Origin of the sequence: Alienimonas californiensis, from assembly GCF_007743815.1 — a bacterium.
GTDB lineage: Bacteria > Planctomycetota > Planctomycetia > Planctomycetales > Planctomycetaceae > Alienimonas > Alienimonas californiensis.
The window spans coordinates 545856-572650 of sequence record NZ_CP036265.1 but is presented as its reverse complement, the minus strand read 5'-3'; the positions used below and the strand labels follow the sequence as shown (position 1 = coordinate 572650).

The following is a 26795-nucleotide window of genomic DNA, read 5'->3' as shown; positions in this document are numbered from 1 at the left end:
GCCGGCGTCTCTACCGCGTCGGGCCGGCTTTGACCGGCCCCTCGCCGTTCGCCCCGTCGCCGGTCGCGCCGGCGCTGGTCGTCTCCGGCGCGCCTTCCCGCAGGTAGGCGATCAGGTCCAGGATCTCGCTTTTCTCCAGCGTGCTGACCAGTTCGTTGGGCATCTCGGAAGTCTCCGACGGCGCCCGTTCGAGGATCGAGGCGGTCGGCACGTTCACCGTCGCCCCGCCGAACGGGTCGGTGCGGACGGTGATGTGATCGCCCTCCTCGGCGGTCACGCGGCCGTTATAGACCTGGCCCTCCTGGGTGAGGATCAGCTCCGACTTGTACTGGTCGGAGACGACCTTGCTGGGTTCGAGGATCGCTTCGAGCAGGTAGCGGGCGTCGAAGCGGCCGCCCACGCCGGTGAGGTCCGGCCCGGTGGAGCCGCCCTCGCCGTCGAAGCGGTGGCACTGGGCGCACTTCGCCGCCGCGTAGGCCTTGCGGCCGGCGTCGAGGTTCCGGCCGTCCATCTGGGCGTTGGGGTCGCCGAAGTCCGGCATCTGCCAGTTCGCCACGAACTGCCGGGTGGTCGCCTCGACGAGGTCCGCCGGCGGAGCCGGGGCGTCGATCACGGCGGCCAGCTTCGTCTTCGCCCCCTCGGGCAGCTTGTCGACGGCGTCCTTCCGGATCTGGGCGACGAACTTCTTAAAGCTGTTCCCGCCGCGGTACTGGGTCTCCGCCAGGTTCAGCCAGCCGAAGAAGGTCTCGTACTGGTCCCCGGTCCACAGGGCGCTTTGGCCGGTGAGGTTCCGCAGCATGAAGGGGTAGAACATCTGGTCGGCCTGCGTGGAGACGTTCCGCAGCCGGCCCATCGCCAGCCCCACGACGCCGCGGGCGCTGGGCGGAATCGGATCGTGCGAGGCCAGGTAGGTCAGCAGCCGCACGGTCTCCCGGTTCACCTTCTCCTCCGGGCTGGGGGCGAGGGCGACCAGCTTCTGGGCGAGGGCTTCGGCCTGTTCGTCGCTGGGGTGGCCGCCGAGGCGGATGAAGGCCAACTGGTAGGCCCGCAGCGCGTCCAGGACCTGCTCCGTGGTCAGGCGGCTGAAGTTCAGGGCGTTCAGCTTGTCGAGCAGCAGGCTGCGGTCCGCCTGTTCGCCGGTGCGGGCGAGGGCGACGGCGCCCTGAATCACCGCGTTGGGACGGGTTTCGTGGGCGAACTCGTCCTTCCACTCGGCGACGTCGTGCCGCTCCAGCGCCACACGGGCGGCGTAGCGGATCGCCCGGTCCCGCGAGCCGAGGTGCGGCCAGAGGGCGTCCACGGCGACCGGCTCCCCGGTCATCCCGCGTTCCAGCATGTGCCGGGTGCGGCGGGCGACCTCGGCGACGGCGTCCACTTTCGGCTCCGTCGGGGCGGCGTCGCCGGTGTATCGAATCCGATACAGTCCGGACTGCGTCCGCCGGCCGCCGGTCGTCATATACAGGCTGCCGTCGTGCGGGTTCGCCGTCAGGTCCGTCACCGGCAGCGGTCGGCCGGAGAGGAAGGTGCGGAAAGTCGCTTCATAGGTGGCGCCGACCGGCTTCATGTTCACCTCGAAGACCCGGCCGTGGGTCCAGTCGGCGAGGAACAGGGCCTCCGGGTCGGGGAAGTTCGTGCCGCGGGCGAACTCCACGCCGGTGGGGCTGCCCAGGCCGAGGTCGACCACGCTGCCGACGCTGTCGGCGTAGTAGTCCGGCCATTTGCCCGTGCCGAACCGCCAGCCGAACTCCGCCCCGCGGACGACGTGGTTCAGCCGCGTCGGCCGATACCAGGGGGTGCCGGTGTCCCATTCCATGTCGGCGTCGAAGGCGAACAGTTCGCCGGCGGCGTTGAAGGCCATGTCGTACGGGTTGCGGAAGCCGGCGGCGTGAATCCGCCAGTCAGTCCCGTCCGGTTTGCAGCTGCCGATCCAGCCCGCCGGGGCCAGCCGTCCGGTGGCGTGGCCGTTGCCGTCCGGGTTGCGGGGCAGGAGCAGGTCCTCGGCGAAGTTCTTCACCGCGGACTCTTCTTCGTTGTAGCCCTCCGGCAGTTTCGTCTCGTTGCCGGCGATGACCCACAGCCGGCCGTCGGCGCCCTCGCGCATGGCGTGCGGGCCGTGCTCGCCGCGGCCGTTGAGGGACTGGAGCTTTTCGACGGCGTCGTAGTGGTCGTCGCCGTCCGTGTCCTTGGCCCGGTACAGGCCGGAGTTGGCGCCGTCGTTGACCATCACGTACAGCGAATCGAAGGCGCACAGCAGGCCGTGGGCCATGCCGGTCTCGACCTCCATCGGGTGCACGTCGATCTCGGCGTCCGGCTGGCCGACCGGCGGCGGGGTGACGCGGTACAGCTTGCCGTACTGGTCGGAGACGATCAGCCGGCCCTTCGGGTCGACGGTCATGCTGACCCACGAGCCCTGTTCCTCTTTCGGAACCGAATAGAGCAGTTCGACTTCGTAGCCGTCGACGACCTCCACCTCTTCCGCCGGGGTGGCGCCGGGGGCGGCGGCGGTTTTGCCGTCCAGCACGTTCCCCCACGGCTGCACGCCCAAGGCGCCGAGGTCCTTGGCGTTCGCCCAGCCCTCCGCCCCGACGAAGCCGGGCGTCGTCCAGCCGGCGCCGGTCGTGCCCGCGGGGGCGACCTTCCAGCTCTTGTCCGAGACGAGCCGCTTCTTGGTGCCGTCGTTGTATTCCAGGTCGAGCACGACCAGCACCGCGGCGATCCCGTCCGCGTTCTTCGCTTCGACGGACAACACCTTCGACCGGCCGCCCGCCAACGCGGTGACGTCCGCCCGGCTCGGGGTCTCCCAGGCTTTATTTTCCAGCACCTTGGTGCCGTCGATCCAGACGGTCGCCGCGTTGTCGGCGGAGACCGTCAACGTGGCGGATTTCGGCCGCGGGCCGCCAGGGAACGCCCGCCGCAGCCGCACCGTTTGGCCGCTGGTGACTTGGCCGTCCGCCCAGATCCAATGGGGTTGGGCGTTCGGCCCGCTCAATTCCTTCAGGGCGGGTTCGTCGGCGGGCGCCGCGAACGCGAGCGGGGCGAGAACCAGTAAAACCGCGGGGGCGAGCATGGGCGGACGGGCAATGCGGGAAGGAAAGCGAATCCGGGCGCGGCCCGGACGCGGCAGTCTAACGGACCCCCGATCGGATCAAAGCGGACCGATGGTCGCACGGGTCCGCCGCCCCGAAGCCGGCTCCGTCAGCGGCCCGTCGGCGTCAGAACCCGCGGGATCGGTCGGCGGGCCCGCTGCAACGCGGCCTGCATCTCCGCCGTCTCGTCCGGCCGCTCCGCCGCCAGATCACGCTGCTGACCGACGTCCTCCGCGAGGTTGTAGAGATGCACATCGCCCTGTTCCCGCGGCGTGTCGTGCTTCTCGAGCCATTTCGGATCAACCCCGCTGTGGTGGCCGGTCTTCGCGTTGATCAGCAGCCGGTCGCCCTGCCGGAAGGCGTAGGCGTTCGGGTTGGTGTTCTGCACGATGGTCGTCCGGCCGGAGGTCGGCGCCCCTTTCAACACGGGCATGAGCGAAACGGAATCCTGATAGCGGGCGCCCTCCGCCGCCGCCGCGTTCGGCGGCAGGGCGGCGCCGGTCGCCTCCGCGATCGTGGCGAACAGATCGACCTGCGAGGTGAGGGCGTCCGTCGTCGCGCCCGGCTCCGTCACGCCGGGCCACCGCACGAAGAACGGCACGTGATGCCCGCCCTCGTGGATGTCCCGCTTCAACCCGCGGAAGGGCGCCGCGGACCAGTGGTCGAACGCCTGTTCCCGGGCGTAGGCGTAGCGTTCCGGGCCGTTGTCCGCGGTGAACACGACCAGCGTGTTCGCCGCCTGCCCGCTCTCCTCCAACGCCGCCAGCAACCGGCCGACGACGTGATCGGTCTCGTGCACGAAGTCCCCGTACGGCCCGGCCTGCGAGGCGCCGTCGAACTTGTCGTTGGGAATGATCGGCGCGTGCGGGGAGGGGAAGGCGAAGTACAGGAAGAACGGCTCGTCCGCCTCGGCCTGCTCCTGGAGGTACTGCACGCCGCGGTCGGCGAGCGTCGGCAGCACGTCGTAGGGGTTCCAACCCTCGACCATAGGCCCGGGGCGGCACTCCCAGTTGCCCTCTTTAATCGGCGGCCAGGTCGACTCATCCTTCATCACGGTCGGGGCCTGCGTGACGCGATCGTCCTCGATCCAGGCATAGGGCGGGAAATTAATCACCGTATCGCCGAAGTAACGGTCGAACCCGACCGCCAGCGGCCCGCCGGGGATCGGTTTCGACCAATCGAACGCCTCCGGCGGCAGCCCTTTTTGCCGACCCTTGCCCAAGGGGCCGACGGCCGGGTTGCGGATCGCCTCCCAGTCCCAGCCGAGGTGCCACTTGCCGATGCAGGCCGTGCGATAGCCGTTCTCTTTGAGCAGACTCGCCAGCGTGACCTGCCCGTCCTCAAAAACCGATCCGCCGAACGAATTCACGATGCCGTGAAAGTCCCGCCAGTGGTGCCGGCCGGTCAGCAGGGCGTAGCGGGAGGGCGTGCAGATGCCGGAGGAGGAATGGGCGTCCGTGAACGTCAGTCCCTCCGCGGCGAGGCGGTCGAGATGCGGCGTGGGGATCTTCGACGCCGGGTTCGTCGCCCCGACGTCGCCGTAGCCGAGGTCGTCCGCGTACAGGATCAGCACGTTCGGCGTCCCCGGCGGATTCGCCTGGGGGTCGTCCGCGGCGGCCCCCGCACACGGGGCCAACAGGGCGAGCAGCGCGGGGACGAGCATGGGCCAGGCAGGATCGAATTCGGCGGGACGCGGCCGGACTGTAGCGTGTCCCGACCCGGTTCGCCGCTGGATCGACGGGCGTTGATGGGCGGGTGACGCTGTCGCGGGCGTCCCGTACACTGTTTGGGCCGCGCGGTTGCGCGGTCCCGCCCCGCCGCCCCGCCCCGGTCCCTCCGCATGCGTCCGTTTGCCGTCGCGGCCCCGCTCGCCGTCGCCTGCCTGACCGCCGCGGGTCTCACCGCCGCCGGCCTCGCCGCGGGACCGGATCGACCCGCCGCCACGGACGCCGCGGCAGGGGAGGCGGTCGCGGAGGCGCCGGTCGACTTCAACCGGGACGTGCGGCCGATCCTGTCGAATAAGTGCAACCTCTGTCACGGCAACGACGGAGCCGGCCGCTCCACGCCGCTGCGGTTCGACACTGCCGAGGGAGCCTTCGTCGAATTAAACGGCGGCGGCCACGCGATCGTCCCCGGCGACCCCGCCGCCAGCGTGATGCTGGACCGCGTCACCGACGAATACGCCCCCATGCCCCCCGAGGGCGAAGGCGACCCGCTGACCCCCGCGGAGGTGGACACCCTCCGCCGCTGGATCGAACAGGGCGCCGAATGGACCGGCCACTGGGCCTTCGAAGCCGTCGTCAAACCGCCGGTGCCCCAAGGTTCGCCGTCGCCGTCAGGCGGCGCGCGTCCCGAGATGTACAACGAAATCGACGCCTTCCTCCATCAAGAACTCGCCGCCTCCGGCCTGCCGGTGAACGGGGAGGCCACGAAGGCCCAGCTCATCCGCCGCGCGACCTTCACCCTCACCGGCCTGCCGCCCACCCCGGCAGAGGTGGACGCCTTTCTCAAGGACGACGCCCCGGACGCCTACGACCGGCTGGTCGACCGGCTGCTGGCCTCCCCCCGCTACGGCGAACGCCGGGCCCGCTATTGGCTGGACGCCGCCCGCTACGGCGACACCCACGGCCTGCACCTGGACAACGAACGCAGCATCTGGCCCTACCGCGACTGGGTCGTGCGGGCCTTCAACGAAAACAAACCCTTCGACGAATTCACCGTCGAACAACTCGCCGGCGACTTATTACCGGACCCGTCGCTGGATCAGCTCATCGCCACGGGCTTTAACCGCTGCAACGTGACGACCAGCGAGGGCGGGAGCATCGACGAGGAATACCGCGTCCGCTACGCCGTCGACCGCACGGAGACGGTGGGCACCGTGTTCATGGGCCTGACGGTCGGCTGCGCGGCCTGTCACGATCATAAGTTCGACCCGATCTCCCAGAAGGAGTTCTACAGCCTCTACGCCTACTATCGCAGCGCCCGCGACGCGCCGATGGACGGCAACGCCCTGCTCCCGCCGCCCAGCGTGCGGGCGGAGGCCCCCTGGCAGACGGCCGAACGCGGACGCCTGCAAAGTGAGATCGCCGCGGAGGAGCACGCCTTTCGCTCCTACGTCGCCGGACTGAATTATGAACCGGCCCCGGAGTCCGTGGAGCCGGTCGACCCCGCGGAGCGGGCGGACTTCCTGTGGGTCGACGACGCCCTCCCCGCCGGCGCCAAGCCGGAGGGGGACGAGGACGACGGCGGCGTGAACGGCTGGAGCTGGTACCCCGAAAGCGAAGGCCCCGTGCAGAGCGGGGCGGTCGGCTGGGAACGCAACACCCGCTATCAGGGCCAGAGCTTCTTCACTGGGGCGACCTCCCCGGTCGTCGCCCGCGAGGGGGACAGCGCCTTCGTGCACGTCTTCATCGAATACGGCGGCAACCCGGGGGCGATCATGCTCCAGGTGCATACGAAGTCCGAGGGCTGGGAGCACCGGGCGATCTGGGGGAATAAAAACGCGATCGGCTTCGGCACGGTCGACACCCCCTCCCGCCTGCCCAAAGGCGGGTTGCCCGAACGTCGGGAGTGGACCCGGCTGGAAGTTCCGCTGAGCGAAATCGGCATCGAACCCGGCGACGAGATCGACGGCCTCGCCTTCACCCAGAAGGGCGGCCACGTCCGCTGGGACGCCGCCGGCTTCCAGACGACCGCGGCCCCGGCGCTCCGCCTCACCGCCGCCCGCACGGCCTGGGAAGCCGCGGTGGCGGAGACGAAGACCGCCGACCGCCTCCCCGCGGAGATCGCCGCCGTCCTTGCCCAACCCGCCGATCAGCGGGGCGACGAAGGGGAGGGCGCCCTCGCCGATTACTTCCGCACCGCGGTCTTTCCGCAGATCGAGGAGCGGTTCACGTCGCACGAAACGGAATTAGGCGCCCTCCGGGCTGCGATCAGCCGGCTGGACGCGACCGTGCCCAATACCCTGGTGATGCGGGACGAGGACCAACCCCGCGACGCCTTCGTTCTGGATCGGGGCGAATACGATAACCCGACGGAGCAGGTGTTCCCCGGCACCCCCGCCGCGCTGCCCCCGCTGCCGGAGGACGCCCCGCAGAACCGGCTGACGCTCGCCCGCTGGCTGGTCGATCCGAACCACCCGCTGACGGCCCGCGTCACGGTCAATCGCATCTGGCAGCAGCACTTCGGCACGGGGCTGGTCCGCACCAGTGAGGACTTCGGCTTTCAGGGCGAATGGCCCAGTCATCCGGAGTTGCTGGACTGGCTCGCCGCGGAGTTCATCGAAAGCGGCTGGAACGTCAAGGCGCTGCACCGGCGGATCGTCACCTCCGCCGCCTTCCGCCGGGCCTCGGCCGTCGGCCCGGACCAGTTGGAGGCCGACCCGGACAACCGCCTGCTGGCCCGCGGGCCGCGTTACCGGCTGGACGCCGAAGCGATTCGCGACGCCGCCCTCGCCGTCAGCGGGCTGCTCGTGGAGCATCTGGGCGGCCCCGGGGTGAAGCCGTATCAACCGGACGGGCTGTGGGAGGCGGTCGGCTACACCGACTCCAACACCGCCAAGTTCCAGCGGGACGACGGCGCCGCGCTGCACCGCCGCAGCCTCTATACGTTCTGGAAACGCACCAGCCCCCCGCCGAGCCTGTCCACCTTCGACGCCCCTAGCCGGGAGTCCTGCGTGGTCCGCCGCAGCCGCACGAACACCCCGCTGCAAGCGTTGGCGTTGATGAACGACGTGCAGTACGTCGAAGCCTCCCGCCACCTCGCCGCCCGCCTGCTGACCGAGGGCGGCACGACGGACGAAGAACGGCTCAAGCACGGTTTCCGCCTGACGCTCGGTCGGGCGCCGGAGGCGGACGAACTGGCCGTGCTGACCCGGGTGCTGGAGGCCCGCCGGTCCGACTTCGCCGCCGACCCCGCCGCCGCGCAGGAGCTGTTGAGCGTGGGGGCGACGGCGCGAAACGAGGCCCTCGACCCGGTCGAGCACGCCGCCTTCACCCTGCTGGCCAGCCTGATGATGAACACCGACGCCTTCGTGACGAACTAGCCCGTCACGACCGTTAAACTTCAAGAACCGCGCCTCGCCCGCCCCGCTTCAGAACCGTCGCCCGCATGTCCACGATCGTCGAAGCGCCCGATTTTGCGCCGCTCAGTCCGGCAGCGGAAGCGTTATATCGGCAGGCGTCGTCGCTGTCGGAGGGGGACCAGATGGGGCTCGCGGACCGCCTGACGGGCTTTCGTCCAGCCGGCTCCCCCGCTCCGACCGCCGCCGAGCGAGCCGAGCTTGACCGCCGGGTCGCGGGCTTTCATGAAGGCACGGACCCGGGCACGCCTTGGGAGCAGGTCCGCGAACGCATGCAAGCCCTGATTGAAAACCTTTCGGAGGAGGATTCGCAGGGAGCCCTCGGGTGATCGTCCGCACGCACGCTCGAGCCGACGAAGAACTCGCAGGGGCGATCCAATATTATCACCGGGTCGGCGGAGCGGATTTAGCCGTTCGTTTTCTCAAGACCTTCGACGCGGCAATGACTCGGATCGGGGCGGATCCCGAATCGCTGCCGATCTTTTACGAAACCGTCCGCTTCGGTCCCGTCCGTCGCTGCCCCCTCGGACGGCCGTGGCCGTACGACGCCCTGTTTACTGTGGCCCGGAACGCCGTCGCTGTCGTCAGCGTCTGGCATCACCGCAGAGACCCGAAAGACCGCCCGGTCTGACGTCTTCAGAAACCCGAAACGAACCCATGAACGTCCACCCCGCCCGCGAACGCGACCTGCATCTGACCCGTCGCCGGTTCTTCGGCCGTACGGCCGGGGGGATGGGCGCCGGGATCGGGGCCGCGGCGCTCTCCTCGCTGCTCGGTCGCGATTTGGGGGCCGCGGAGGCGGGTTCAGGGACGGGGGGGGCGACCGCCCCCGTCCGCGACGCGGCGGCCGGCGGGCTGCACTTCGCTCCCAAGGCGAAGCGGGTCATTTCGCTCTTTATGAGCGGCGCCCCCAGTCAGCTCGATATGTGGGACTATAAGCCGGAGTTGAACAAGATGTTCGACGCGGACCTGCCGGACAGCGTCCGCAACGGCCAGCGGATCACCACGATGACCAGCGGGCAGGCCCGCTTCCCGCTGGCCCCCAGCAAATACAAGTTCGCCCGCCACGGCAAGCAGGGCGCCTGGATCAGCGAACTGCTCCCGCACACCGCCGGGGTCGTGGACGACCTCTGCGTCGTTAAAAGCATGTGGACGGAGGCGATCAACCACGACCCCGCCATCACCTATATTCAAACCGGCTCCCAGCTGCCCGGCCGTCCCTCCATCGGGGCGTGGGCCAGCTACGGGCTGGGCAGTTTGAACGAGGATCTGCCCACCTTTGTGGTGCTGCACTCCTCCTGGAGCGGCCGGAAATCCGCCCAGGCGCTGTATAACCGCCTGTGGGGCAGCGCGTTCCTGCCGACCCGCCACGCCGGCGTGGCCATGCGGAGCAAGGGCGATCCGGTGCTGTACCTCTCCGACCCCCCCGGCGTATCCCGGGCGGCCCGGCGGGACGTGCTGGACGGGTTGGCGGCGTTGAACCAGAAAACGCTGGACGATTACGGCGATCCGGAGATCGCCACCCGCATCGCCCAGTACGAGATGGCCTACCGCATGCAGACCAGCGTGCCGGAATTGATGGACCTCTCCGGCGAAACGCAGGAGACGCTGGACCTCTACGGCCCGGACGTCAATACCCCCGGCACCTTCGCCGCGAACTGCCTGCTGGCCCGTCGACTGGCGGAGCGGGACGTGCGGTTCACGCAGATCTTCATCCGCGGCTGGGACCAGCACGGCAACATCGCCGGCGACCTGCCCAAGCAATGCCAGGACGTCGACCAGGCCTGCGCCGCCCTCGTCACGGACCTGAAACGCCGCGGCCTGCTGGACGACACCCTCGTCGTCTGGGGCGGCGAGTTCGGCCGCACGGTCTATTGCCAGGGCAAATTGACGAAGGAGAACTACGGTCGGGACCACCACCCCCGCTGCTTCACGACCTGGCTGGCCGGCGGCGGCGTGAAGCCGGGCATCGTCTACGGCGAGACGGACGATTTTAGTTACAACGTCACTGAGAAGCCGGTGCACATCCACGATTTAAACGCCACGATCTTGCATCAACTCGGCGTGAACCACGAGAAGCTCACCTACCGCTACCAGGGCCGCGACTTCCGCCTGACGGACGTGCACGGGGAAGTGGTCCATGACCTCCTCGCCTGAGAGCGGCCGAGCGATCGTCTGCGAAGACCGCTCGTTCGCCCCGCCGGACCGGCCGCGGGCGACGATCGACCCGGCCCGCGGCGTGGTGATTTTTGAACGCTGTCACGTACCGCGGAACTTCCTGTCGGCGGGGGTCGAAGGGGTCCGGGAGGTGCCGTTCGCGGAGATCCGCTCCGCCCGGGAGCTGCGCGTGGGCGGGGGCCGCGGGCTGGGGCTGCGGGCGCTGCTCGGCCTGGGCCGGGTCGCCGGAATGACGGCGACGTCCGCCGGTTCGCTCGCGTCGATTTTCATCGGCACAGTCTCCGGCCGGGCCCGCGTCTTCGCCCACTGGCACAATTTCCCGGCGTTCCGCGAGGCGATCCTCCCGATCGCCGCCGAGTCCCCGCAGGGCGGGGCGCTGGAAGACAACCCGCTGGTCGGGGCCGCCGTCGCCGTGGCAATGCTCGCCGTCACCGCGGGCATCGTCTGGTGGCTGCTGTGACGGGTCACGGCCGGGACGGTGGGCGAACTCACGATGGATGCGTTCTGCCGACTTGGGCCGAGACGGAGTGGATGTTCGATCGCGACGGCAGTCTGCGAGACGTTCTCGTTTTGGAGACGACGGTCGACGATTGGGAACGGCTCCTCGACTTTGTCCGAACCGGTCCCCAAACCTATTCGTACAGTAGTGTCGACGGCAAAGCCGATCTGCCTGCCGCGCAGGAAATCTTTCCGGACGGTCAAAGAGAGGGGCTTCATTTAATGGCCGTAAACCTCGGCGGCTGCACTGCGAACTGCCATTTCTTCTGGACCGGAGATATTGAGTTCGACCTGGATCCCAAAGAAGTCACGACCGCGGAGCGTGCCGCGGCGGTGTTCGCCTGGATGCGAGATCTCGGCCGGGAACTGGGCAAACCGATTCGCCTGACCCCTGAAAACACAGAGGAGTACGTGCTGGCGGCCTACGACCCGGCGACTGACAGCTTCGACTTCAGGGGGTCGGCGGGGCCGTTTCCTTCGCCGTAGACCCGCCAAGAACATTCAGCGCCTCGAACCGCACCGCCGTGGTCACGGGGGCGGCGGGGGCGGCGATTTCTACCCGGTCCGGCGCCGCGTCGGCCGGCAGGCTAAAGCTCGCCCGGACGGCGACCGCGGCGCTGCCCTCGGCGACGACTCGCGGGGGGGCGGTCGGTTCGAGGGTGGTCCCATCGGCGGTTCGCAGGCGGACGGCGACCTCGTAGCGCCAGGTTTGGTAGCTCTCGAACGCCGGGCCACCGGCGTCGGCGTCGTAGAGGACCGCGGCGGCGATCGCCGCGTCGACGGGGCTCATCGTGACGCGTTCCAGTCGCACCGTCACCCCGTCGGCGGACTGCGATTCGCCGGCGGCGTTCGGGGCGAAGTGGAACGCGCGGCGGCCGGGGAGGAAGGTCGCCTCGTAGGCTCCGCCGAAGGTCAGGGCGGCGAGGTCGGCCGCGGGGGAGCCCTCCGAGGGCGGGAGGAAGTCGACGGCGAAGGTCGTCGCCCCGTCCGTGAACTGCGCCTCCCGCGACGCCGCCGGGCTGAACGGTTCGAGCGGCTCCCCCCCCACGGTCGCCTTCAATCCGCCCTCGAGCGGGCGGGCGGTCAGCGGTTGCAGGCGGGGCTCGGCGATCAGCCGCACCGGCGCGCGCCACAGCGAACCCTCCGCCCCGAACCGCCGCCGCACGGCGACGGGGCCGACTTCGATCCGCAGCACGCCGGCCGCCGTCGCCGCGGGGGCGCCTTCCGCCTCGGCCGGCGGAAGCAGCGCCAAACCCTCCTCGCCCACCGTTCCCACCGTGAACCGGCCGGGGGCGAGGGCGTTCAGCGCCGTCCAAAAGGTGACCGTGCCGTCCGGCTCCGCCAGCGTCGACAGGTCCGGCGCCGCGGCGGACAGCATGCCCGGTTCTAACTCCGAGGCTTCCAGCCGGTTCCCGGTGCGCTCCGCGATCGCCTCCAATAGGGCGCCCAGCGACCCCCGCGGCAACTCGGCGATCCGCAGGCGGGAGGGTCCGGCGGGGAGGGGGGGCGGGGCGGCGAGGGCGGTGCGGACCCGGTCCAACGCGGCCAGCGCCGCGGCGCCGGTCGGGGCGGCGGGGGAGCCGGGGGTCGGCAGCAGGTCGGCGGCGGCCGGGCCGAGGGCGATCAGCACCCGCTCCGCCAGCGCTCGCTCTGACCGCGATGGGGCGGACAGCGCGTCCACCAACGCCGCGACCCGCTCCGGCGTCGGCACCGCGGATTCTCCGGCGCCGGGCGGTTCAACGGGAACCCCGTGCGGGACCAGCATCGCGGCGGCGGCGAGCAGCGCGGCGGGCGTCATCGGCGAACCTGGGGGGACCGGTGGTGCGGATCGGACCGGCCGCGACGGGCGGCGGACCGGCCCAGCGTCCGCCCGCCCCCGACCGGCGGCAAGGGGGCGGGGTAGGTTTCGAGGTTCCTCCTCCACAAGCCCCGCAGCAGGCACCGCCGTGTCCGTCGTGGTAAAAGTCGCGTTCCTCCTCGCCCTGCTGGCCGCGACGGTGTTCAGCGGGACGGCGTTGGGGCGGGAGCCGCGGGTTCGACCGACGACGGGGCGGTCGCTGATCGAGCTGACCGGCCCCGACGGCCCGGTGCAGGGCCGGTTGGAACTGCGGAGCGACTCCGCCGCCTGGCTGACGGACGATCTCGGTGCCCTGCACGCCGTCCCGCTGGCCGGGGTGCGGGATTTTCGCCGGGTCGACGACCGCTTCGCCCCGCTGCCGATGCCCGCCGCGGCGGCCCGGCTGCGGGCGGAATGCGAAGAGGATGCAGCGGTGTTTGCCACGCGGCGGTATCTCGTGGTGCGGCACGCCAGTCGCACGCCGGGGACGTTCGGGGCGAAGCTGGAGCGGACCTACGCGGCGGCGACCGGCTGGTTCGCCCGGCACGGGGCGCCGCCGCGGGAGCCGGAGTTCCCGCTGATTGCCGTGGTGCACCGAGACTTCGACGCGTTCGCCGAGGCCGCCGCCGCGGAGGGCGCCGCCCCCTCGCCACGCTCCGTGCCGCGGGCGCTGAAGGGGTACTACAGTCCGCAAAGCAACCGGCTGAGCGTCTGGGAGCCGCCGGGCGGAGCGTCGGATGCCTCGTTTGAAGCGACCCTCGTTCATGAGGCGGTTCATCAGATCGCCTTCAACACCGGCCTGCACCACCGCACCGGCGGCACGCCGCGGTGGGTCGCCGAGGGGCTGGCCACGGCACTGGAGGCCCCAGCGTTTCTCTCCGCGACCGGGTCCGTGCGGCCGTCGGACCGCGTGAACCCCGGCCGGCTGCATCACTTCCGCACGCATCTGCACGCGGACGGCTATCTGGAGGCGCTGGTCTGCGGGCCGGGTGGGGACGACCTGACCGGCCGCGATTCGCTGACGTTCTACGCCGAGGCGTGGGCCTTCACCTTCTTCCTGATGCACACCCGCGGCGACCGCTACGCCCGTTATCTGCGGACCGTCGGCGAAACGACCGCCGCCGACGCCGCCGCCGACGACCCCGCGGCCCGCCGGGCGGCGTTCATCGCCGCCTTCGGCACCCCGCCGGGGCGGTTGGAGGGCGAACTGGAGCGGTTCGTCGCGGCGCTCTGACGGCGGAGGCCCGGCGCATGAAAAAACCGCGGTCGGGGCGGGGCCCCGGCCGCGGTTGATCTCCTGTCACTCCGGTCGGCCTGCGGCCCGCGGTACGAGTGCGGGCCGGGTCGCTGATCGGTGCGGCGTCGCCTCCCGGGAAGGGGGCGACGCGGTTCAGTCACCCGACGCTAGTCGGGACTAGATGGGGGTGACGTTTTCGGCGCGGGGACCCTTGGGGCCCTGGCCGGAGTGGAAGGAGACGCGCTGCCCCTCCGTGAGTTCGTCGAAGTGGATGCCTTCGACATTGGACATGTGGAAGAACAGGTCCTTGCCGGTACCGGCGTCGATGAACCCGAACCCTTTGTCCGTCAGTCGCTTAATCGTGCCCTCAGCCATCACTCGTCGCTTGAAAAAAACGCAGGTGCGCGGTCGTCGGTCGGAAACGTACCGGCCGGCGCCCGTGCGGGAAGGACAGAGTTTACCGTCGGCCCTCGAACTCGCACAGATGGAACTGCCGCTCAAATCGAAACTTTCATGGGGAACCGACCCCCGCGACCGCCCAAACGTCAGCGGCCGGCCAGCGCCGCGGCGAGGCGGGCGACGGCCCGCTCCTTCGCCTTCGCCTCCACCTCCACCGTGAGTTGCCCGCCGGCACTGAGAATCTGGTCCCACGCCGCCGGCCAGTCGGCGGGGGCGATGAAGTCCGCGTGACGATGCGGCTTCGGACCGTCCCAGCCCTCCTTGGGGCTGGAGAGGTGGAATACCGGCTCACGGGGCAGGCCGGCGGGCTTGTCGCACTCCGCCCACGTAGCGCTCGCGGCCCGGGTGACGGCGTCTTCGCTTAAGCCGTCCGGCAGCACGCGGTGGTGGTGGGCGTCGTAGACCATTGGCAGCCGCAGGGCCTCGCAGGCGGGCAGCAGGTCGGCGGGGGTGAAGACGCGGTCGTCGTTCTCCACCGCCAGCCGATCGCGGACGCCGCTCGGCAATCCCCGCACGTTCTCGGCGAAGCGGGCCAGTGCCGCCGGTTTGTCCCCGTAGCCGCCGCCGGCGTGAATGATGAGGGTGTCCGCCCGCAGCCACTCGGCCATCTCCGCCTGATGGATCAGCTCGTCGACGGCGTTCGCGGCGACGGCCGGGTCGTGGGCGGACAGGACGGTGATCTGCTCCGGGTGGAGCAGGGTGCGAATGCCGGCGTCCTCCGCCCGCCGGCCGGCCTCGCGGAACAGGGCCACGCTGGCCCTGCCGGCGGGCAGCGATTCCGGGTCGTAGCCGACGTCCGGGTGCGTGCGGAGCGGCAACAGCCGGCTGGAGGCCCGGAACGCCCGAATGTTCACCGCATCGCAGAACCGGATTGCCTGATTCATCGCCCGGGCGTTGTGGGCGAGGATCTCGCCCAGCTTCGCCTGCGCTCCCTCCCGCGAGAGCTTCGACAGGTGGGTCGCGGTGGCGACGCGGAAGTTGAGGTGCTGATCGTCGAAGGTGCAGCACAGGCCCAACCGCAGCGGCCGCACGTCCGGCAGCGGCGCCGGGGCGGGGCGGGGGCCGATGTGCTTGGCCGGGTCCTTCGGCAGCTTGACGGCGGGCGATTTCGTTTTGGCAGGCACGGGGGAGTGTAGGGCTGTCCCACCCTTTGGCAGCCCGAGGCGCGAGCCGAGGTGGAGAGAGGCGACGATCGCCGCCCGGCCTCGGCTCGCGCCTCGGGCTACCGACTGTTCGCCGCCTGCGCTTCGCTCAGCCAGGCCCATAGCGGCGGTCCCAGCGTGAAGACCCCGACCGCCGCCGCCCCCAGGCTGACGGCCAGCACCGCCCCGGCGGCGGCGTCTTTGGCGTCGCGGACCATCGGGTGATAGTCCGGATGCACCACGTCGCACAGCAGTTCAAAGGCGGTGTTGAACGCCTCCGCGGCCCAGACCGCCGCGATCGCCGCCGCCAGATGGCGCCACCCGGCGGCGTCTACCTCCAGTGCCCACCCGGCGAAGGTCACCAACACCGCCGCCAGGGCGTGCAGCCGGGCGTTCGGCTGGGTGCGAACCAGCATCGCCAACCCGCGGGCGGCGTAGACGAAGCTCGACCACCGCCCCGCCGGCGTGAACCCGGGCCGCGGCGGTCGGGGCTTCGAGAGGGGCAAGGCGTGAGGCGAAAGGGGAAAGTACGCTGACGTCACGACAACCTATCACTTTCCCCTCACGCCGTTCCCCTTTCCCCTTGGCGACGCCCCGCCTGATCCTCGACACAAACCTGCTGGTCGGGGCGGCGTACGCACCGGGCTCCTCCAGCGGGCGGTTGCTCGCCGCGGCAACGGCGGGGACGGTGCGGTTGATCGTCAGTCCGGCGACGTTCGCGGAGTATCGGTTCATCGTTCCCCGGGCCGTCCGGCGGCCGGGCGGGGTGGAGCGCGTGCTGGCGGCCCTGCGGCGGGCGGAGGCGGTCGTGCCGACGGCGGAGGAGAACGCCGCCGCCCGCGGGGTCAGCGAGGACCCGGACGACGACAAGTTCCTCGCCCTCGCCGCCGCGGCCGGGGCGGACGCGCTGCTGTCGAACGACCGTCATCTGTTGGACGTGGGCGAATACGCCGGCGTGCCGATCCGTCGGCCGGGGGCGTGGACGCGGGGCGAGGACGGGATCTAGGCCGGACGCCTGCATCCGGCTTGGGCGACGGGTCCGGTTCCGTTCGCCCGGTTCGTTCCGCATGATGCACCGCCCGTTTTCGAGCCGCCGCGATGACCGCCGATCCGCCCCGCCCCGCCGGCCGCGTGCTGGTCACCGGAGCCGCGGGCTTCATCGGCTCCAAAGTCGTGGAGTTACTGCGCCGCAGCGGGGCGGAGGTGATCGGGGCGGACGATCTGAACCCCTATTATTCGCCCTCCCTGAAGCGGGCCCGGCTGGACTGGCTGGAGCGGCTGGACGCCCCCGGCCCCTTCACCTTCCACCACGTCGACCTGGCGGACCGCAGGGCGGCGGAGCGGTTGTTCGACTCCGCCGGGCCGGTCGCCTGCGTGATTCACCTCGCCGCCCAGGCCGGGGTGCGGCATAGCCTGTCCCACCCGCACGCCTACGCGGCGGCGAATCTGGACGGGTTCCTCAACGTGCTCGAGGGCTGCCGACGGTTGGCGAGCGTCTCCGCCGGCGATTGCGGAGACCCGGATCGCCCGCCGCCGCATCTGGTGTACGCCTCCAGCAGCAGCGTCTACGGGGCGAACGAGGCCGCGACGCTGAAGACCTCCGACCCGGCCGATCACCCGCTGAGCCTCTACGCCGCCACCAAGCGGGCCAATGAATTGATGGCCCACAGTTACGCCCACCTGTACGGCCTGCCCTGCACGGGCCTGCGGTTCTTCAGCGTCTACGGCCCCTGGGGCCGCCCGGACATGGCGGCGTGGATCTTCACGGAGCGGATCTTAAACAACGAGCCGATCGAGGTGTTCGGCGAGGGGAAGATGAGCCGTAGCTTCACCTATATCGACGAGGTCGCCGAGGCGGTCGTCCGCGTCGCCGCCCTGCCGCCGACCGCCCCGCCGCCGGGCGCCCTGCCGGACCGCCCGGACGTCGGCGTCGGCCCGGTCCGCATTTTGAACGTGGGCGGCGACGAATCGGTCGAACTGATGCGGCTGGTCGCCGCCGTCGAAGCCGCCTGCGGACGCACGGCGGAGAAGCGGTTCCTGCCCATGCAGCCCGGCGACGTGCCCGCCACCGCCGCGGACACCGCCCCGCTGGAGGCCCTCGTCGGCCTGACCCCGCGAACGACCGTCGAGGACGGCATCGCCCGCTTCGTGGCGTGGTATCAAGAGTTTCACGGGCTCTGAATCAGCCCTCCGCCCGTTCCACGAGGCGATCCACCTTCTCAACGTAGCCGTCGATGTCGCATTTGCGACGCAGGCCGTTGGCGTTCATATAGCGAGTCTTGCCGAACACCGGCCGCTCCGTCCACGGGCGGTCGTGCAGGCCGTAGACCCAGTTGACGTTGGCGTAACTGTTCGGGTCGCGGCCGTCGAGGAAGTATTTGTCGTTGATTTCCCGGGTGATCCGGTTGCCGTACTCCGGCGTGTTCGTCCATTCGAGAATCTTCTTGCCCCAGTACATGCGCATGTAGTTGTGCATATAGCCGGTGTGCTTCATCTCCCGCATCGCGGCGTTCCAGTAGTCGTCGTGGGTCGCGGCGTTCTCCAACTCCTCCCGCGTATAGACGTGCTCCCGCTCGTCGCCGGAGTGCTCGGCGAGCGTGGTCCTGGCCCAGTCGGGCAGGGCGGAGTAGCTGTCGTAGTCGCGGGGCGTGTAATGCACGTAGTTGTGCGTCAGCTCCCGGCGGACGATCGCCTCCTCCAAAAAGTCCTCCGTGTTCTCCCCCTCCGGGAAGCGTTCGAGCGTCATCAGCACGGCTTCGACGGGGGAGATCTGCCCGAAGTGCAGGGCCATCGAGAGGTAGGACAGGTCGTCGGTCTGCGGCTGGTTGCGGTGGGCGGAATAATTCCTGAAGCCGCCGTCCAGCAGGCTTCGCAGGCGGGTTTTCGCGGCGGTCGTGCCGCCCTCGAAGAACTGGGAGACCGGCCCGACTGACCGGTCCAGCGTCAGCGAATCGCACAGCGCCGGGACGTCGGACAGGTCCAGCCCGTCGGGGATCGACAGGCCCCCCGCGTCCCGGTCCAGCGGCGTCGGCTTCAATTCCACCAGAAATCGGTCGCGGTGTTTGAGGATCTTGGGCCGAATCGTGCGGGCGGCGTATTCCCGCTTGTCGCTGGCCAGTTCCACCGGGACGACGACGTCCCCCTCCACCTGGGTGAACGCGCATTCGCCTTTCAGCGACTCCGCAACGGTCTGCCGCCATTGCTTTTGGAGCCGCAGATAGCCGCGGTCCACCACGACTGCGGCGGCGTCCTCGGCGAGGGCGAGCGCCGTTCGGTCCGGGTCGTCGTGCCGGAGCGTGAAGCCGATCCCCCGGCGGGCCAGCGAGGCTTCGACCTCCGCCAGCCCTTCCAGCATGAACCGATAGTGCCGCAGGTTGGCGCCGGGATAGTCGTCCGTCAGTCCGAAGCCGACGAGAAGGGGCAGTTTTAGTTCGTTCGCCTGCCGGGCGGCGTATTCCAGGGCGGGATTGTGCTCCGCCCGCTGGGAGGCCTGCATCCAGTAGAGCACGTAGTCGCCGGGCCGGGGGGCGGCGTCGGTCAGCTTGCGGACGCGTGCCGGTTCGATCAGTTGCGTGGCCATGGGGGAAGCCTAGCGGACGAGAGCCAGCTGACCGGCGGGTTGACCGGCGGCGGGAGAGGAGCGACGGCCGTCCCGGAGGCCGGCGCACCCCGGGGAGGACGTGGGGCTTTGTCCCGCGGAACGTCCCCGATGCCGCCCTCGGGTCCCCCGCGATCCGGTCATGCGGGGGTTGGCGGCCGGGCTTCCTTCGGCGACCGGTAGGGTGGCGTGACGCCTGCGGAATCGGCGTCGGCGGAACAACCGCCCCCGACGATTTCCGACGGCTCCCCTCTCTCACATGACCGTTCGGACGCTCCAATGCTCACTCGTGCGCTCTCTCTCGCCGCGGCCGTCGCCCTTGCGGCCCCGGCCTTCGCTCAAGACCAAACGCCCCCGCCGCAAGACGATCTCTCCCGGGTTCAAGAGCAGATCCGCAGCGGGGCTGACGCCACTCAGAACCAGCTCGACGGCGCGCAACAGCAGATCAACCGGACGCAGGACCGCGTGCAGGATCGCGTCGAAGGCCGGCAGGACCGGATTCAGGGTCGGGTCGACGGCGTTCAGGACGGCGCCGTCCCGAATCGGCCGGGGAACCGGCAGGACATGCGTCCCGGCGATCGGCCGCTGACCCGCGACGGCCAGGACCGCCGTATGCAGCCCCGCGACGGCCAGCCGGGCGCCGACGCGCCGATGATGAACGTCAGGGGGAACGCCTCGGCGGTGCCGAGCGACGCTCTCGTCCGCTGGGTTCGCCAGGACAATCAGGCGGAGATCGCCCTCGCCGAGTACGCCAAGCAGAAGTCGCAGAACCCCGCTGTCAAGGACTTCGCCGAGAAAATGATCCAGGCCCACACCCAGTTCGGGCAGAAGCTTGAGGCGCTGGGCGGCGGCCCGTCGGCGCCGGCCGCGGACTTGCCGAGCCGTCGCACCAGCGCCTTCCGCGGCGGAACGCCCGACCCGGCCGCCGACGCCGCCGCGACGGACGCCGCCGCCATTGAGGACCAGGTCGCCGACGACGTGCTGCGGCAGGACGCGCTCACCAGCGAAGAGGCGGCGGTCGATCAGATCGTGGACGAGGTGACGGACGCCGCCGACACGGCTCTCGCCGACACCCCGCAGGACCCGGCCCAGAACCCGAACGGCCTGCAGGAACGGACCGCGATGCGTCCGGTGCAGGGGAACCGTGGCGGCTCCACGGCGGACCTGCTCGCCTTCCGTGAGCAGCTCACGGAACGCCACGGCAAAACGCTGAAGCAGAATTTCGACAAGCTCAGCCCGGCGGACTTCGACAAGGCCTACGCCAGCCAGCAGATCGGTGCTCATGTGGCGATGCTCGAGACCCTCGCCATGGCCGCCGAACAGGTCGACGGACCCGCCGCCGATGTGTTCAAGGCCGGCCGCGTCGACACCCAGCAGCACCTGACGATGGCGATCGGCCTGCTGAACGACGTCACCAACAACCCGGCGGCCGGCAACGCTAACAACCGCGGCGCCAACAACCGCGGCGCGAATAATCGGGCCGCGAACAACTGAGGTTCGCCTCGCTCCGTCGACCCGGCTCCCAGCCCGGACGCGAACCGCGTCCGGGCTGTTTTTGTTGGGGGACGAACCGCCGGGCCGGCTTCAGTGAGCCCGAAGCGCAAGCGAGGTTCGGAGCCGTCGATCCTCGCTTGCGCTTCGGGCTCACAAGGGGCGGCACGCCTTCGGATCGACGGGATTCAGGCCGCCGCAGCGGTCGGGGCCGGCGTGCGCCGAAGGTTCAGCAGGAAGCCTACGCAGGCGGCGGCGGCGCACAGGAAGGCCAGCCAGTCGCCCCACCACAGATAGAGGCTGCGGCGTGGGTCCAGCGGCACGTCGGCGATCAGCACGCAGGCCCGGTCGTCCGGCAGGGCGGCGTTGGACAGGGCGGACAGGTCCACCGGCTGGCCCTGTTCGTCGAGGAACACGTTCGGGGTGCGGGGGACGCCGTCGCCGTCGATCACGGCGCTCACGCCAGTGTTCGCCGCCCGCACCAGCGGGGTGCGGGTCTCAACGGCCCGGAACAGGCTGACGGCGAGGTGCTGTTCCTGCTCGGCGCTGTCGTCGAACCAGCCGTCGTTGCTCAACACGGCCAGCACGTCCGGCCCCGTTTGTTTGTTCGCCCCGTTGGCGGGCAGGGCGTTGACGGTGTCCCGGACGAGGTGCGGCACGGTGTCCTCGTAGCAGATCAGCGGGGCGACGGTGTACGACGGCCGCGGCTGGCCCTCGGCGGGATCGGTTCCGAGGGCGTCGATGCGGAAGGCGACGGCGTGGGCGCCCTCGCCGATGCCGATCTGTTGGCCGGGCTGCTCCGTGAAGGGGGTGAGCTTGGCGAGGCCGGGCAGGTTCGGGACGTACTCGCCGAAGACGACGCGGTGCCGTTTGTCGTAGCGGCCCATCAGGGCGCCGCGGGCGAGGCCGTCGGCGCCGCGGCCGCCGGTCGGGGCGGCCATCGCGGCGGAGCCGTAGCGGGTGAACCGGGCCGGTTGCGGACCGTCGCCGTCCGGGTCGGCGATCTCGCCGGCGGTCGTGCCGGTCAGCAGGTAGGCGCCGGCGCTCTCCGCCAGCGAGGCCAGCGCCACGCCGCCGACGTTGCTGCGAAAGTACTCCGGCGGGGCGACCGGCGTGGCGGCGGCGGCGAACGCCTCCTCGGACACGTCCTCCTGCACCGCGAACAGCGGGTAGGGGAAGGCGCTCTCCGGCCAGACGACCAGGTCCGGCCGGTAGGGCGTCGCGGCGGCGGAGAGGTGCCGAATCGAGGTGAACCGGGCGTCGGCCTGCTCCGGATCGCTCCGCAGGCTGCTGGGGTGATCGGTCTGCACGAGGGCCACCCGCGGGCCGGCGGGGAACTCGGCGCCGGCCCGGCGGACTGTGCCGTAAATCAGCACGCCGGCCAACACGCAGGCGGTCCCGATCGCCGGCCACAGCGGGGCGAAGCGGGCGGGGGGCGGTTCGTCGTTCGGGATCAATCCGAGCCGGTTCAGAACGGAACCCGGCACCAGCAGGGCGAGGGCCGCGTTGCCCAGCGCCACGACCGCCCCGACGAGGTAGGCCCCGCCGACGTCCGCGATCTGGATCAGGGTGGTCCAGTCCCACTGCGAATGGGCCAGCAGGTTCCAGCCGAACCCGGTCATCAGGCGGCCGCGAATCAGTTCGAGTCCGCACCAGACCACCGGCACGGCGACGGCGAAGGGGACCTTCACCCGGTGCACCAACCCCCGGCAGGCCAGCACGAACGCCGGAAAATACAGGCCGAGGTACAGGCTCAGCGCCAGCCAGGCCGGATACATGGCGACGTCGCCCAGCCGCATCCACTGGATCTGGCAGGCGGTTCCCACGAAGCCGCAGGCCCACAGCGCCCGCACCTCCCACCGGGTGCGAACCGGGCTCCGCACCAGCAGACAGAGCGGAACCAGCGCCGCCCAGGCCAGCGGGCCCCAGGCCAGCGGATAGAAGCAGGCCCACAGCAGCGCCGCGGCGAGGGCGCCGCACAGCCAGGCGGTCCTCGCCGGCGGGCGGACCACGGTGACGGGAACGGCCTCCCGCAGGATCGCCCGGACCGTCGGCTCGTTCGTCGTCAGCCCGGCGGCCGGTTGGGGCTTCGTCGAGGCCGTCACCGGAGCGACCCGGTCGTGGGCCGACGGACTGGTCGTCGCGGGGGCGACCGTCGGGGGAGCGAGCGGGGGCATCGGACGGCGGGGCGGGCTGGGCGAACGGCGAAGCTTCGGGCGCGACCTACCACCGTTCGCCCCCTCCCGGCAAGGCGGATGCCGCCCCCGTCCCCTGGGCCGCCAGCCGGGCGGCCCGGTCGGCGGGACGGGTGATCAGGCGGACGATGTCGTTCGTCACCTCTTCCATGTCGGCGTCCCCGTCCACCAGCAAGGTGCCGTCGCCGGGCGTGGGCGGATCGAGGGCGGCGAACTGGCTATCCAGCAGGCTCGGATCGAAGAAGTGCCCGGTCCGTCCGCCTAGTCGGCGGATCAACTCCTCGCGGCTGCAGGCGAGGTGAATGAGGAGGGTCTCCGCGTCCCGCCGCAGGCGGCGCCGGTAGCGGCTCTTCAGGGCACTGCACGCCAGGATCACCGGCACCCCGTTGGCGACGTGGTTCTCCAGCAGGTCGGCGCAACGCTCCAGCCACGGGTCGCGGTCGGCGTCCGTCAGGGCCCGGCCGTGGTGCATGGAATAGACGTTCTTCCACGGGTGCAGGTCGTCCCCGTCGACGAAGGCCCAGCCCAGCCGGCGGGCGACCATCTTGCCGACCGTGCTTTTCCCGCAGCCGCTGACCCCGGCCAGCACGACGGCGCCGACCTCGTCCGCGGCGGGCGGCGGGGGCGGCTCGAGGCGTTCCGAAACGGACATGGCCGCAGTGTAAGGCCCTCTCGGTTCGCCGTCGCCGTTGGCGGCGCAAACGTGCCAGGGGGCCCGCCGCCTAACGGCGACGGCGAAGCGGGGCGACTTGGCGAGGCTGGGATCGATCGCGTCCCGCCTGATCCCCCGTGCTCTCCCAAACCCCCAATCACGACGCGATTTTCGGGAAATTCCGACCTTGATCCATCGGGTGCGATCTTGCGGGTCGCTTCCGGCCGAAATAAAACCCGCGTCGCCGCCTCGGCAAGGATTCGCCGGGGCTCCCGATCGCCGATCGTCGGATCGAGCGTCGTCTTTCCCCCCGCACCTTGGGAAGACGACTTCGCCCGAAGATTTCGCCCCTCCCGGGGCGCGGCCGGGGACGCCCACCACTCAGGGATGAGGACGACCCGATGAAGACTGCCGTACTGCGCCTGTACCGCGGCGACGACGCCGCGACCCCCGACGAATCGGGGACCGCCGCCTCCCGGGGAGACGGCGCCGATCCGGTCGCCGCCCCGCGGGTGCTGCCCTTCCCGAGCCGGGCGATCAGCCGCCGGGACGCCGACGAGACCGCCCGCCGCGAGTCCGTCGACGAGGGCGGTCGCCCCGTCACGCTGCGGTTTCACGCCCCGCACGACACCGCCGGCGGCCGGGTCGCGGCCGCCGACGAGCGGCCGGACGTGCTGCCGCTGTCGGCGATCCTCTCCCCGCCGCAGTTCCGCCGCGGCGCCTCCGGCGACGCCGAGCTGCCCGCCGGCGTGGCCGGCCGCATCGGCGGCTGGGCCGTCACCCCGCCCGGCGTGGCCGCCGACAGCCCGCTGACCCGGGCCAAGGCCCTGCACGCCAACCGCACCTGCAAATCCTGCGGCGCCGGCGGCGTCGAGCCGGTCCTGCTGAGCGACGGCGTCCGCGACGCCAGCGGCCAACTGGTGCCCGGCAGCGGCACGCTCGTCGGCTTCCATTGCTGCCGCTGCCAGAAGGAATGGCCCGTCGCCTGACGGTCCCGCACCGCCGGGCGGCCCCGCCGCCCCGTCGCTTCTTTCACGACCCGGACGCCCTCGGCGCCCGGGTCGTTCGCGTTGGTGCGGGAGGGGCGTCCCTCGCGGAAACGAAGCCCCCGACGGGAACGGGTCTCAACCGGACGGCGCCTTCCGGCGGGGAGCGGTGGGAACCCGTCTCAATCGCTCCAATCCCACCCGGTTAGGGCGAACCGCCGCTGTGCGATCGACCGAAACGGCTAAAATACCTGACCCGGCCCCCAGTGGGCCGGCCCTATCCGCTTCGCATTTCGCAAAGAATCCCATGAACGCCGCCTCCTCCCACACGCTCACCGAATCCCAGCCGATCATCGATCAGCTGAACGAGATCCTCAAGCACGAATGGACCGGGGTGCAGCAGTACTCGCAGGCGGCCTTCATCGTCGAGGGTCTGATGCGGGAGTTGTACGCCCCGAAGTTCCAAGAGGACGCCGACGAGTCCTTCGGCCACGCCAAGCTGGTGGGCGAGAAGATCGCCGCCCTGGGCGGCGTGCCGACCGTCCTGCGGAACGAGGTGAAGCAGTCCCGCGACGTCCAGGAGCTGGTCGAGAACGCCCTCGCCTTCGAGAGCAAAGCCGTGGAGATGTACTCCGCCGCGATCGAACTCGCCGAAGAGCACGCCGACCGCTCGCTGGTCATCTTCCTGGAAGACATCCTCGCTCAGGAGCAGGAAGGCGTGGACGAGTATTCGAAGCTGCTCCGCCAGACCCCGGCCAAGCAGGGCGAGGTCGAAACCGCCACCAGCCGCTCCGCCGCGGCCTGAGGCCGTCGCCGGCTGCATCGAGAAGGGATCGCAGCGTCCCGGACCCTCGGAGGGTCCGGGACGCTTTTTTCGTTGGGCGATCCGCCCCTCGGCCTCGGCTCGCGCCTCGGGCTGTCACGGGTTCACAGCCCGGCGAACGCCGCTTGGTTGCGTTCCCACCACGCCGCCCAGAGGGCCTCGTCGTAACTGACGGGCGGGGCGACGCCGAGGGCGTCCGCGGGGGCGGTGCGGGCCACGATCGCCTGCAGGGCGGCGAGGGCCTCCGGGTTGCGGTGCTCCACCTTGACCGTCACCTGCCGCGTCCGGGTGATCGGCGAGGGGCCGGGACGAATGATTGCCGTCGGGTACTGGGCGCGGATGCCGAGCAGCGCCTCCGGCGAGAGGCCGCCGCCCGCCGCGTTCGCCCCCAGGCCGCCGCCGACGGCGCCGTTCGCCCCCAGACTCACCCCGGCGCCGCTGGTCTCCGGCACGGCGACCTTGTACTGGTGCGTGGTGATGAGGCTGCGGATCAGGTCCGGCACCGCGTTCGCGTCGCCCAGCGCCCCCAGCGCGGCGGCGGCCCGGCGAACCGTGACGTTCGCGTCGTTCCGCAGGCCGTCGCGCAGCAGCGGTTGGGCGGCGCCCGCCCGGGCGGGGCCGTCGTGGGGGGCGGTCTCTTCGGCGAGAGCCCGCACGGCCTGCTCCCGGACGAGATCGTCGACGTCGCCCATCGCCTGCACGGCGAGCGCGGGGACCGGGGCGGTCTCCGGCATGCGGGCGAGGACCTGCACGTACAGCATGCGCACGCGGCTGTCGGAGGACTCGGCGAAGAACTGCCGAAACGCGGGGATCGCGGTGGGGTCGGTCACCCGCACCATCTCCGCCCGGGCGGCGCCGGCCCGGGCGGGGTCGGAGAGCGCCCGCTCCCACTGGCGGGCCTGTCGGAACCAGGCCTTCTCCGCGGCGTCCCGGGCGTCGGCGGCCTCCAGCAGGGCCTTTTCCTCCGGTGAGACGGCCCGGCGGCCGTACAGCACCAGACCGTTACGCCCCCGCCACTGGGCCGGGGTGAGCCATTCGCCGCGGTCGAGGCGGTGCCCGAGGGCCAGGCGGGCCTCCTCGTGATCAGGATCGAACGTCAGCAGTTTCCGCAGCGCCCGGTCCCGCTCCGGGCGGAGGCGGTTCTGCAGGGCCCACTCGGCGAGGGCCCACCAGGCGTCGGGATCGTCGGGGGTGCGGTCGAAGCGGCGCTCGAAGGCCTCGCGGCCGGCGTCGCGGTAGGCCCAGTCGCGGACTTCCGAGCGCTCCACCCGCACCGTGGCCCCGGTCTGGGTACGGATGACAAAGCTCTCGCCGCGGGTCGGGTCGCCGACGAACTCCCCCCGCAACTCCCCGCCGGCCTTCAGCACGACGACGTCCGCCCTCGCGGGGGCGGGGGAGACCGCGGCGGCGGTGAGGAGGAGCGCCGCGACGACGGGGCGGGTCGAACCGAACACGGCGAACCTCGGGATGAGGACGGGAGAGGACCGGATTATCCGCCGCCGGGCGGTTCGCTCAATGCCCTGTCGGGGGGCC

The 26795-nt window shown here is 71.0% G+C and carries 22 protein-coding genes; 12 read left to right on the top strand and 10 right to left on the bottom strand.

Annotation, left to right across the window (positions count from 1 at the left end):
* Positions 1-10: 10 nt before the first annotated feature.
* Entirely contained in the window at positions 11-3067 is a 3057-nt protein-coding gene (locus tag CA12_RS02265) for a c-type cytochrome (RefSeq protein ID WP_145357176.1), read from the bottom strand.
* A gap of 128 nt (positions 3068-3195) precedes the next feature.
* Positions 3196-4749: a sulfatase family protein gene (locus CA12_RS02260; protein WP_145357174.1), complete on the bottom strand. Its 1554-nt coding sequence runs from the start codon at positions 4747-4749 to the stop codon at positions 3196-3198.
* Between the two features lie 177 nt (positions 4750-4926).
* Between CA12_RS02260 and CA12_RS02255 the strand changes: the two genes are divergently transcribed.
* From CA12_RS02255 to CA12_RS02230, 6 genes are all read left to right on the top strand, one after another.
* Entirely contained in the window at positions 4927-8130 is a 3204-nt protein-coding gene (locus CA12_RS02255) for a PSD1 and planctomycete cytochrome C domain-containing protein (protein ID WP_145357172.1), read from the top strand.
* 65 nt (positions 8131-8195) lie between these two features.
* Positions 8196-8495, top strand: a complete 300-nt coding sequence (locus CA12_RS02250; protein WP_145357170.1) for an addiction module protein — start codon at positions 8196-8198, stop codon at positions 8493-8495.
* Positions 8492-8797 carry a type II toxin-antitoxin system RelE/ParE family toxin gene (locus CA12_RS02245; protein ID WP_145357168.1) on the top strand — a complete coding sequence of 102 codons (306 nt, stop codon included), beginning with the start codon at positions 8492-8494 and terminating at the stop codon, positions 8795-8797. Before CA12_RS02250 ends, CA12_RS02245 begins: the two co-directional genes overlap by 4 nt.
* Positions 8798-8823: 26 nt before the next feature.
* Entirely contained in the window at positions 8824-10323 is a 1500-nt protein-coding gene (locus CA12_RS02240) for a DUF1501 domain-containing protein (RefSeq protein WP_145357166.1), read from the top strand.
* On the top strand, positions 10307-10804 hold the full coding sequence (locus CA12_RS02235) for a hypothetical protein (RefSeq protein WP_145357164.1): 498 nt from the start codon (positions 10307-10309) through the stop codon (positions 10802-10804). Before CA12_RS02240 ends, CA12_RS02235 begins: the two co-directional genes overlap by 17 nt.
* Positions 10805-10875: 71 nt before the next feature.
* Positions 10876-11328 (top strand): hypothetical protein, encoded by a 453-nt coding sequence (locus tag CA12_RS02230; protein WP_145357162.1) that lies wholly within the window; start codon positions 10876-10878, stop codon positions 11326-11328.
* Here CA12_RS02230 and CA12_RS22940 read toward each other — a convergent pair.
* Complete coding sequence (locus tag CA12_RS22940; protein ID WP_145357160.1) at positions 11294-12640, bottom strand: hypothetical protein; 1347 nt, start codon at positions 12638-12640, stop codon at positions 11294-11296. The two genes, CA12_RS02230 and CA12_RS22940, sit on opposite strands and share 35 nt — an antisense overlap.
* A gap of 157 nt (positions 12641-12797) precedes the next feature.
* On the opposite strand from CA12_RS22940, the gene CA12_RS02220 reads away from it, so the two are divergent.
* A complete protein-coding gene (locus CA12_RS02220) occupies positions 12798-13913 on the top strand; it encodes a DUF1570 domain-containing protein (RefSeq protein ID WP_165700508.1) in 1116 nt (371 codons plus the stop codon).
* A gap of 180 nt (positions 13914-14093) precedes the next feature.
* On the opposite strand, the gene CA12_RS02215 is transcribed toward CA12_RS02220, so the two are convergent.
* The 3 genes from CA12_RS02215 to CA12_RS02205 all read right to left on the bottom strand — a co-directional run bounded on the left by CA12_RS02215 (position 14094) and on the right by CA12_RS02205 (position 16023).
* A complete protein-coding gene (locus tag CA12_RS02215; RefSeq protein ID WP_145357156.1) occupies positions 14094-14291 on the bottom strand; it encodes a cold-shock protein in 198 nt (65 codons plus the stop codon).
* Positions 14292-14461: 170 nt separating this feature from the next.
* A complete protein-coding gene (gene uvsE / locus CA12_RS02210; RefSeq protein WP_242688103.1) occupies positions 14462-15499 on the bottom strand; it encodes a UV DNA damage repair endonuclease UvsE in 1038 nt (345 codons plus the stop codon).
* 98 nt (positions 15500-15597) lie between these two features.
* Positions 15598-16023: a diacylglycerol kinase family protein gene (locus tag CA12_RS02205; RefSeq protein WP_207622110.1), complete on the bottom strand. Its 426-nt coding sequence runs from the start codon at positions 16021-16023 to the stop codon at positions 15598-15600.
* Between the two features lie 77 nt (positions 16024-16100).
* Between CA12_RS02205 and CA12_RS02200 the strand changes: the two genes are divergently transcribed.
* Together CA12_RS02200 and CA12_RS02195 are read left to right on the top strand one after the other, a co-directional pair.
* Positions 16101-16523, top strand: a complete 423-nt coding sequence (locus CA12_RS02200; protein ID WP_165700507.1) for a putative toxin-antitoxin system toxin component, PIN family — start codon at positions 16101-16103, stop codon at positions 16521-16523.
* A 92-nt stretch (positions 16524-16615) separates the two neighbouring features.
* Positions 16616-17698 carry an NAD-dependent epimerase/dehydratase family protein gene (locus CA12_RS02195; RefSeq protein WP_145357150.1) on the top strand — a complete coding sequence of 361 codons (1083 nt, stop codon included), beginning with the start codon at positions 16616-16618 and terminating at the stop codon, positions 17696-17698.
* A 1-nt stretch (position 17699) separates the two neighbouring features.
* Here the strand turns inward: CA12_RS02195 and CA12_RS02190 are convergent, their stop codons facing one another.
* Positions 17700-19097, bottom strand: coding sequence for a deoxyribodipyrimidine photo-lyase (locus CA12_RS02190; protein WP_145357147.1), 1398 nt, complete (start codon positions 19095-19097; stop codon positions 17700-17702).
* 297 nt (positions 19098-19394) lie between these two features.
* Between CA12_RS02190 and CA12_RS02185 the strand changes: the two genes are divergently transcribed.
* Positions 19395-20609: a DUF4142 domain-containing protein gene (locus tag CA12_RS02185; protein WP_145357145.1), complete on the top strand. Its 1215-nt coding sequence runs from the start codon at positions 19395-19397 to the stop codon at positions 20607-20609.
* A 185-nt stretch (positions 20610-20794) separates the two neighbouring features.
* Here CA12_RS02185 and lnt read toward each other — a convergent pair whose 3' ends face one another.
* Positions 20795-22783 carry an apolipoprotein N-acyltransferase gene (lnt, locus tag CA12_RS02180; RefSeq protein ID WP_145357143.1) on the bottom strand — a complete coding sequence of 663 codons (1989 nt, stop codon included), beginning with the start codon at positions 22781-22783 and terminating at the stop codon, positions 20795-20797.
* 46 nt (positions 22784-22829) lie between these two features.
* On the bottom strand, positions 22830-23453 hold the full coding sequence (locus CA12_RS02175; RefSeq protein WP_145357141.1) for a gluconokinase: 624 nt from the start codon (positions 23451-23453) through the stop codon (positions 22830-22832).
* Between the two features lie 401 nt (positions 23454-23854).
* Between CA12_RS02175 and CA12_RS02170 the strand changes: the two genes are divergently transcribed.
* Positions 23855-24442 (top strand): hypothetical protein, encoded by a 588-nt coding sequence (locus CA12_RS02170; protein ID WP_145357139.1) that lies wholly within the window; start codon positions 23855-23857, stop codon positions 24440-24442.
* A gap of 304 nt (positions 24443-24746) precedes the next feature.
* Positions 24747-25244, top strand: a complete 498-nt coding sequence (locus tag CA12_RS02165) for a ferritin-like domain-containing protein (protein WP_145357137.1) — start codon at positions 24747-24749, stop codon at positions 25242-25244.
* Between the two features lie 122 nt (positions 25245-25366).
* Here the strand turns inward: CA12_RS02165 and CA12_RS02160 are convergent, their stop codons facing one another.
* Positions 25367-26716, bottom strand: a complete 1350-nt coding sequence (locus CA12_RS02160; RefSeq protein WP_165700506.1) for a HEAT repeat domain-containing protein — start codon at positions 26714-26716, stop codon at positions 25367-25369.
* Positions 26717-26795 lie beyond the last annotated feature (79 nt).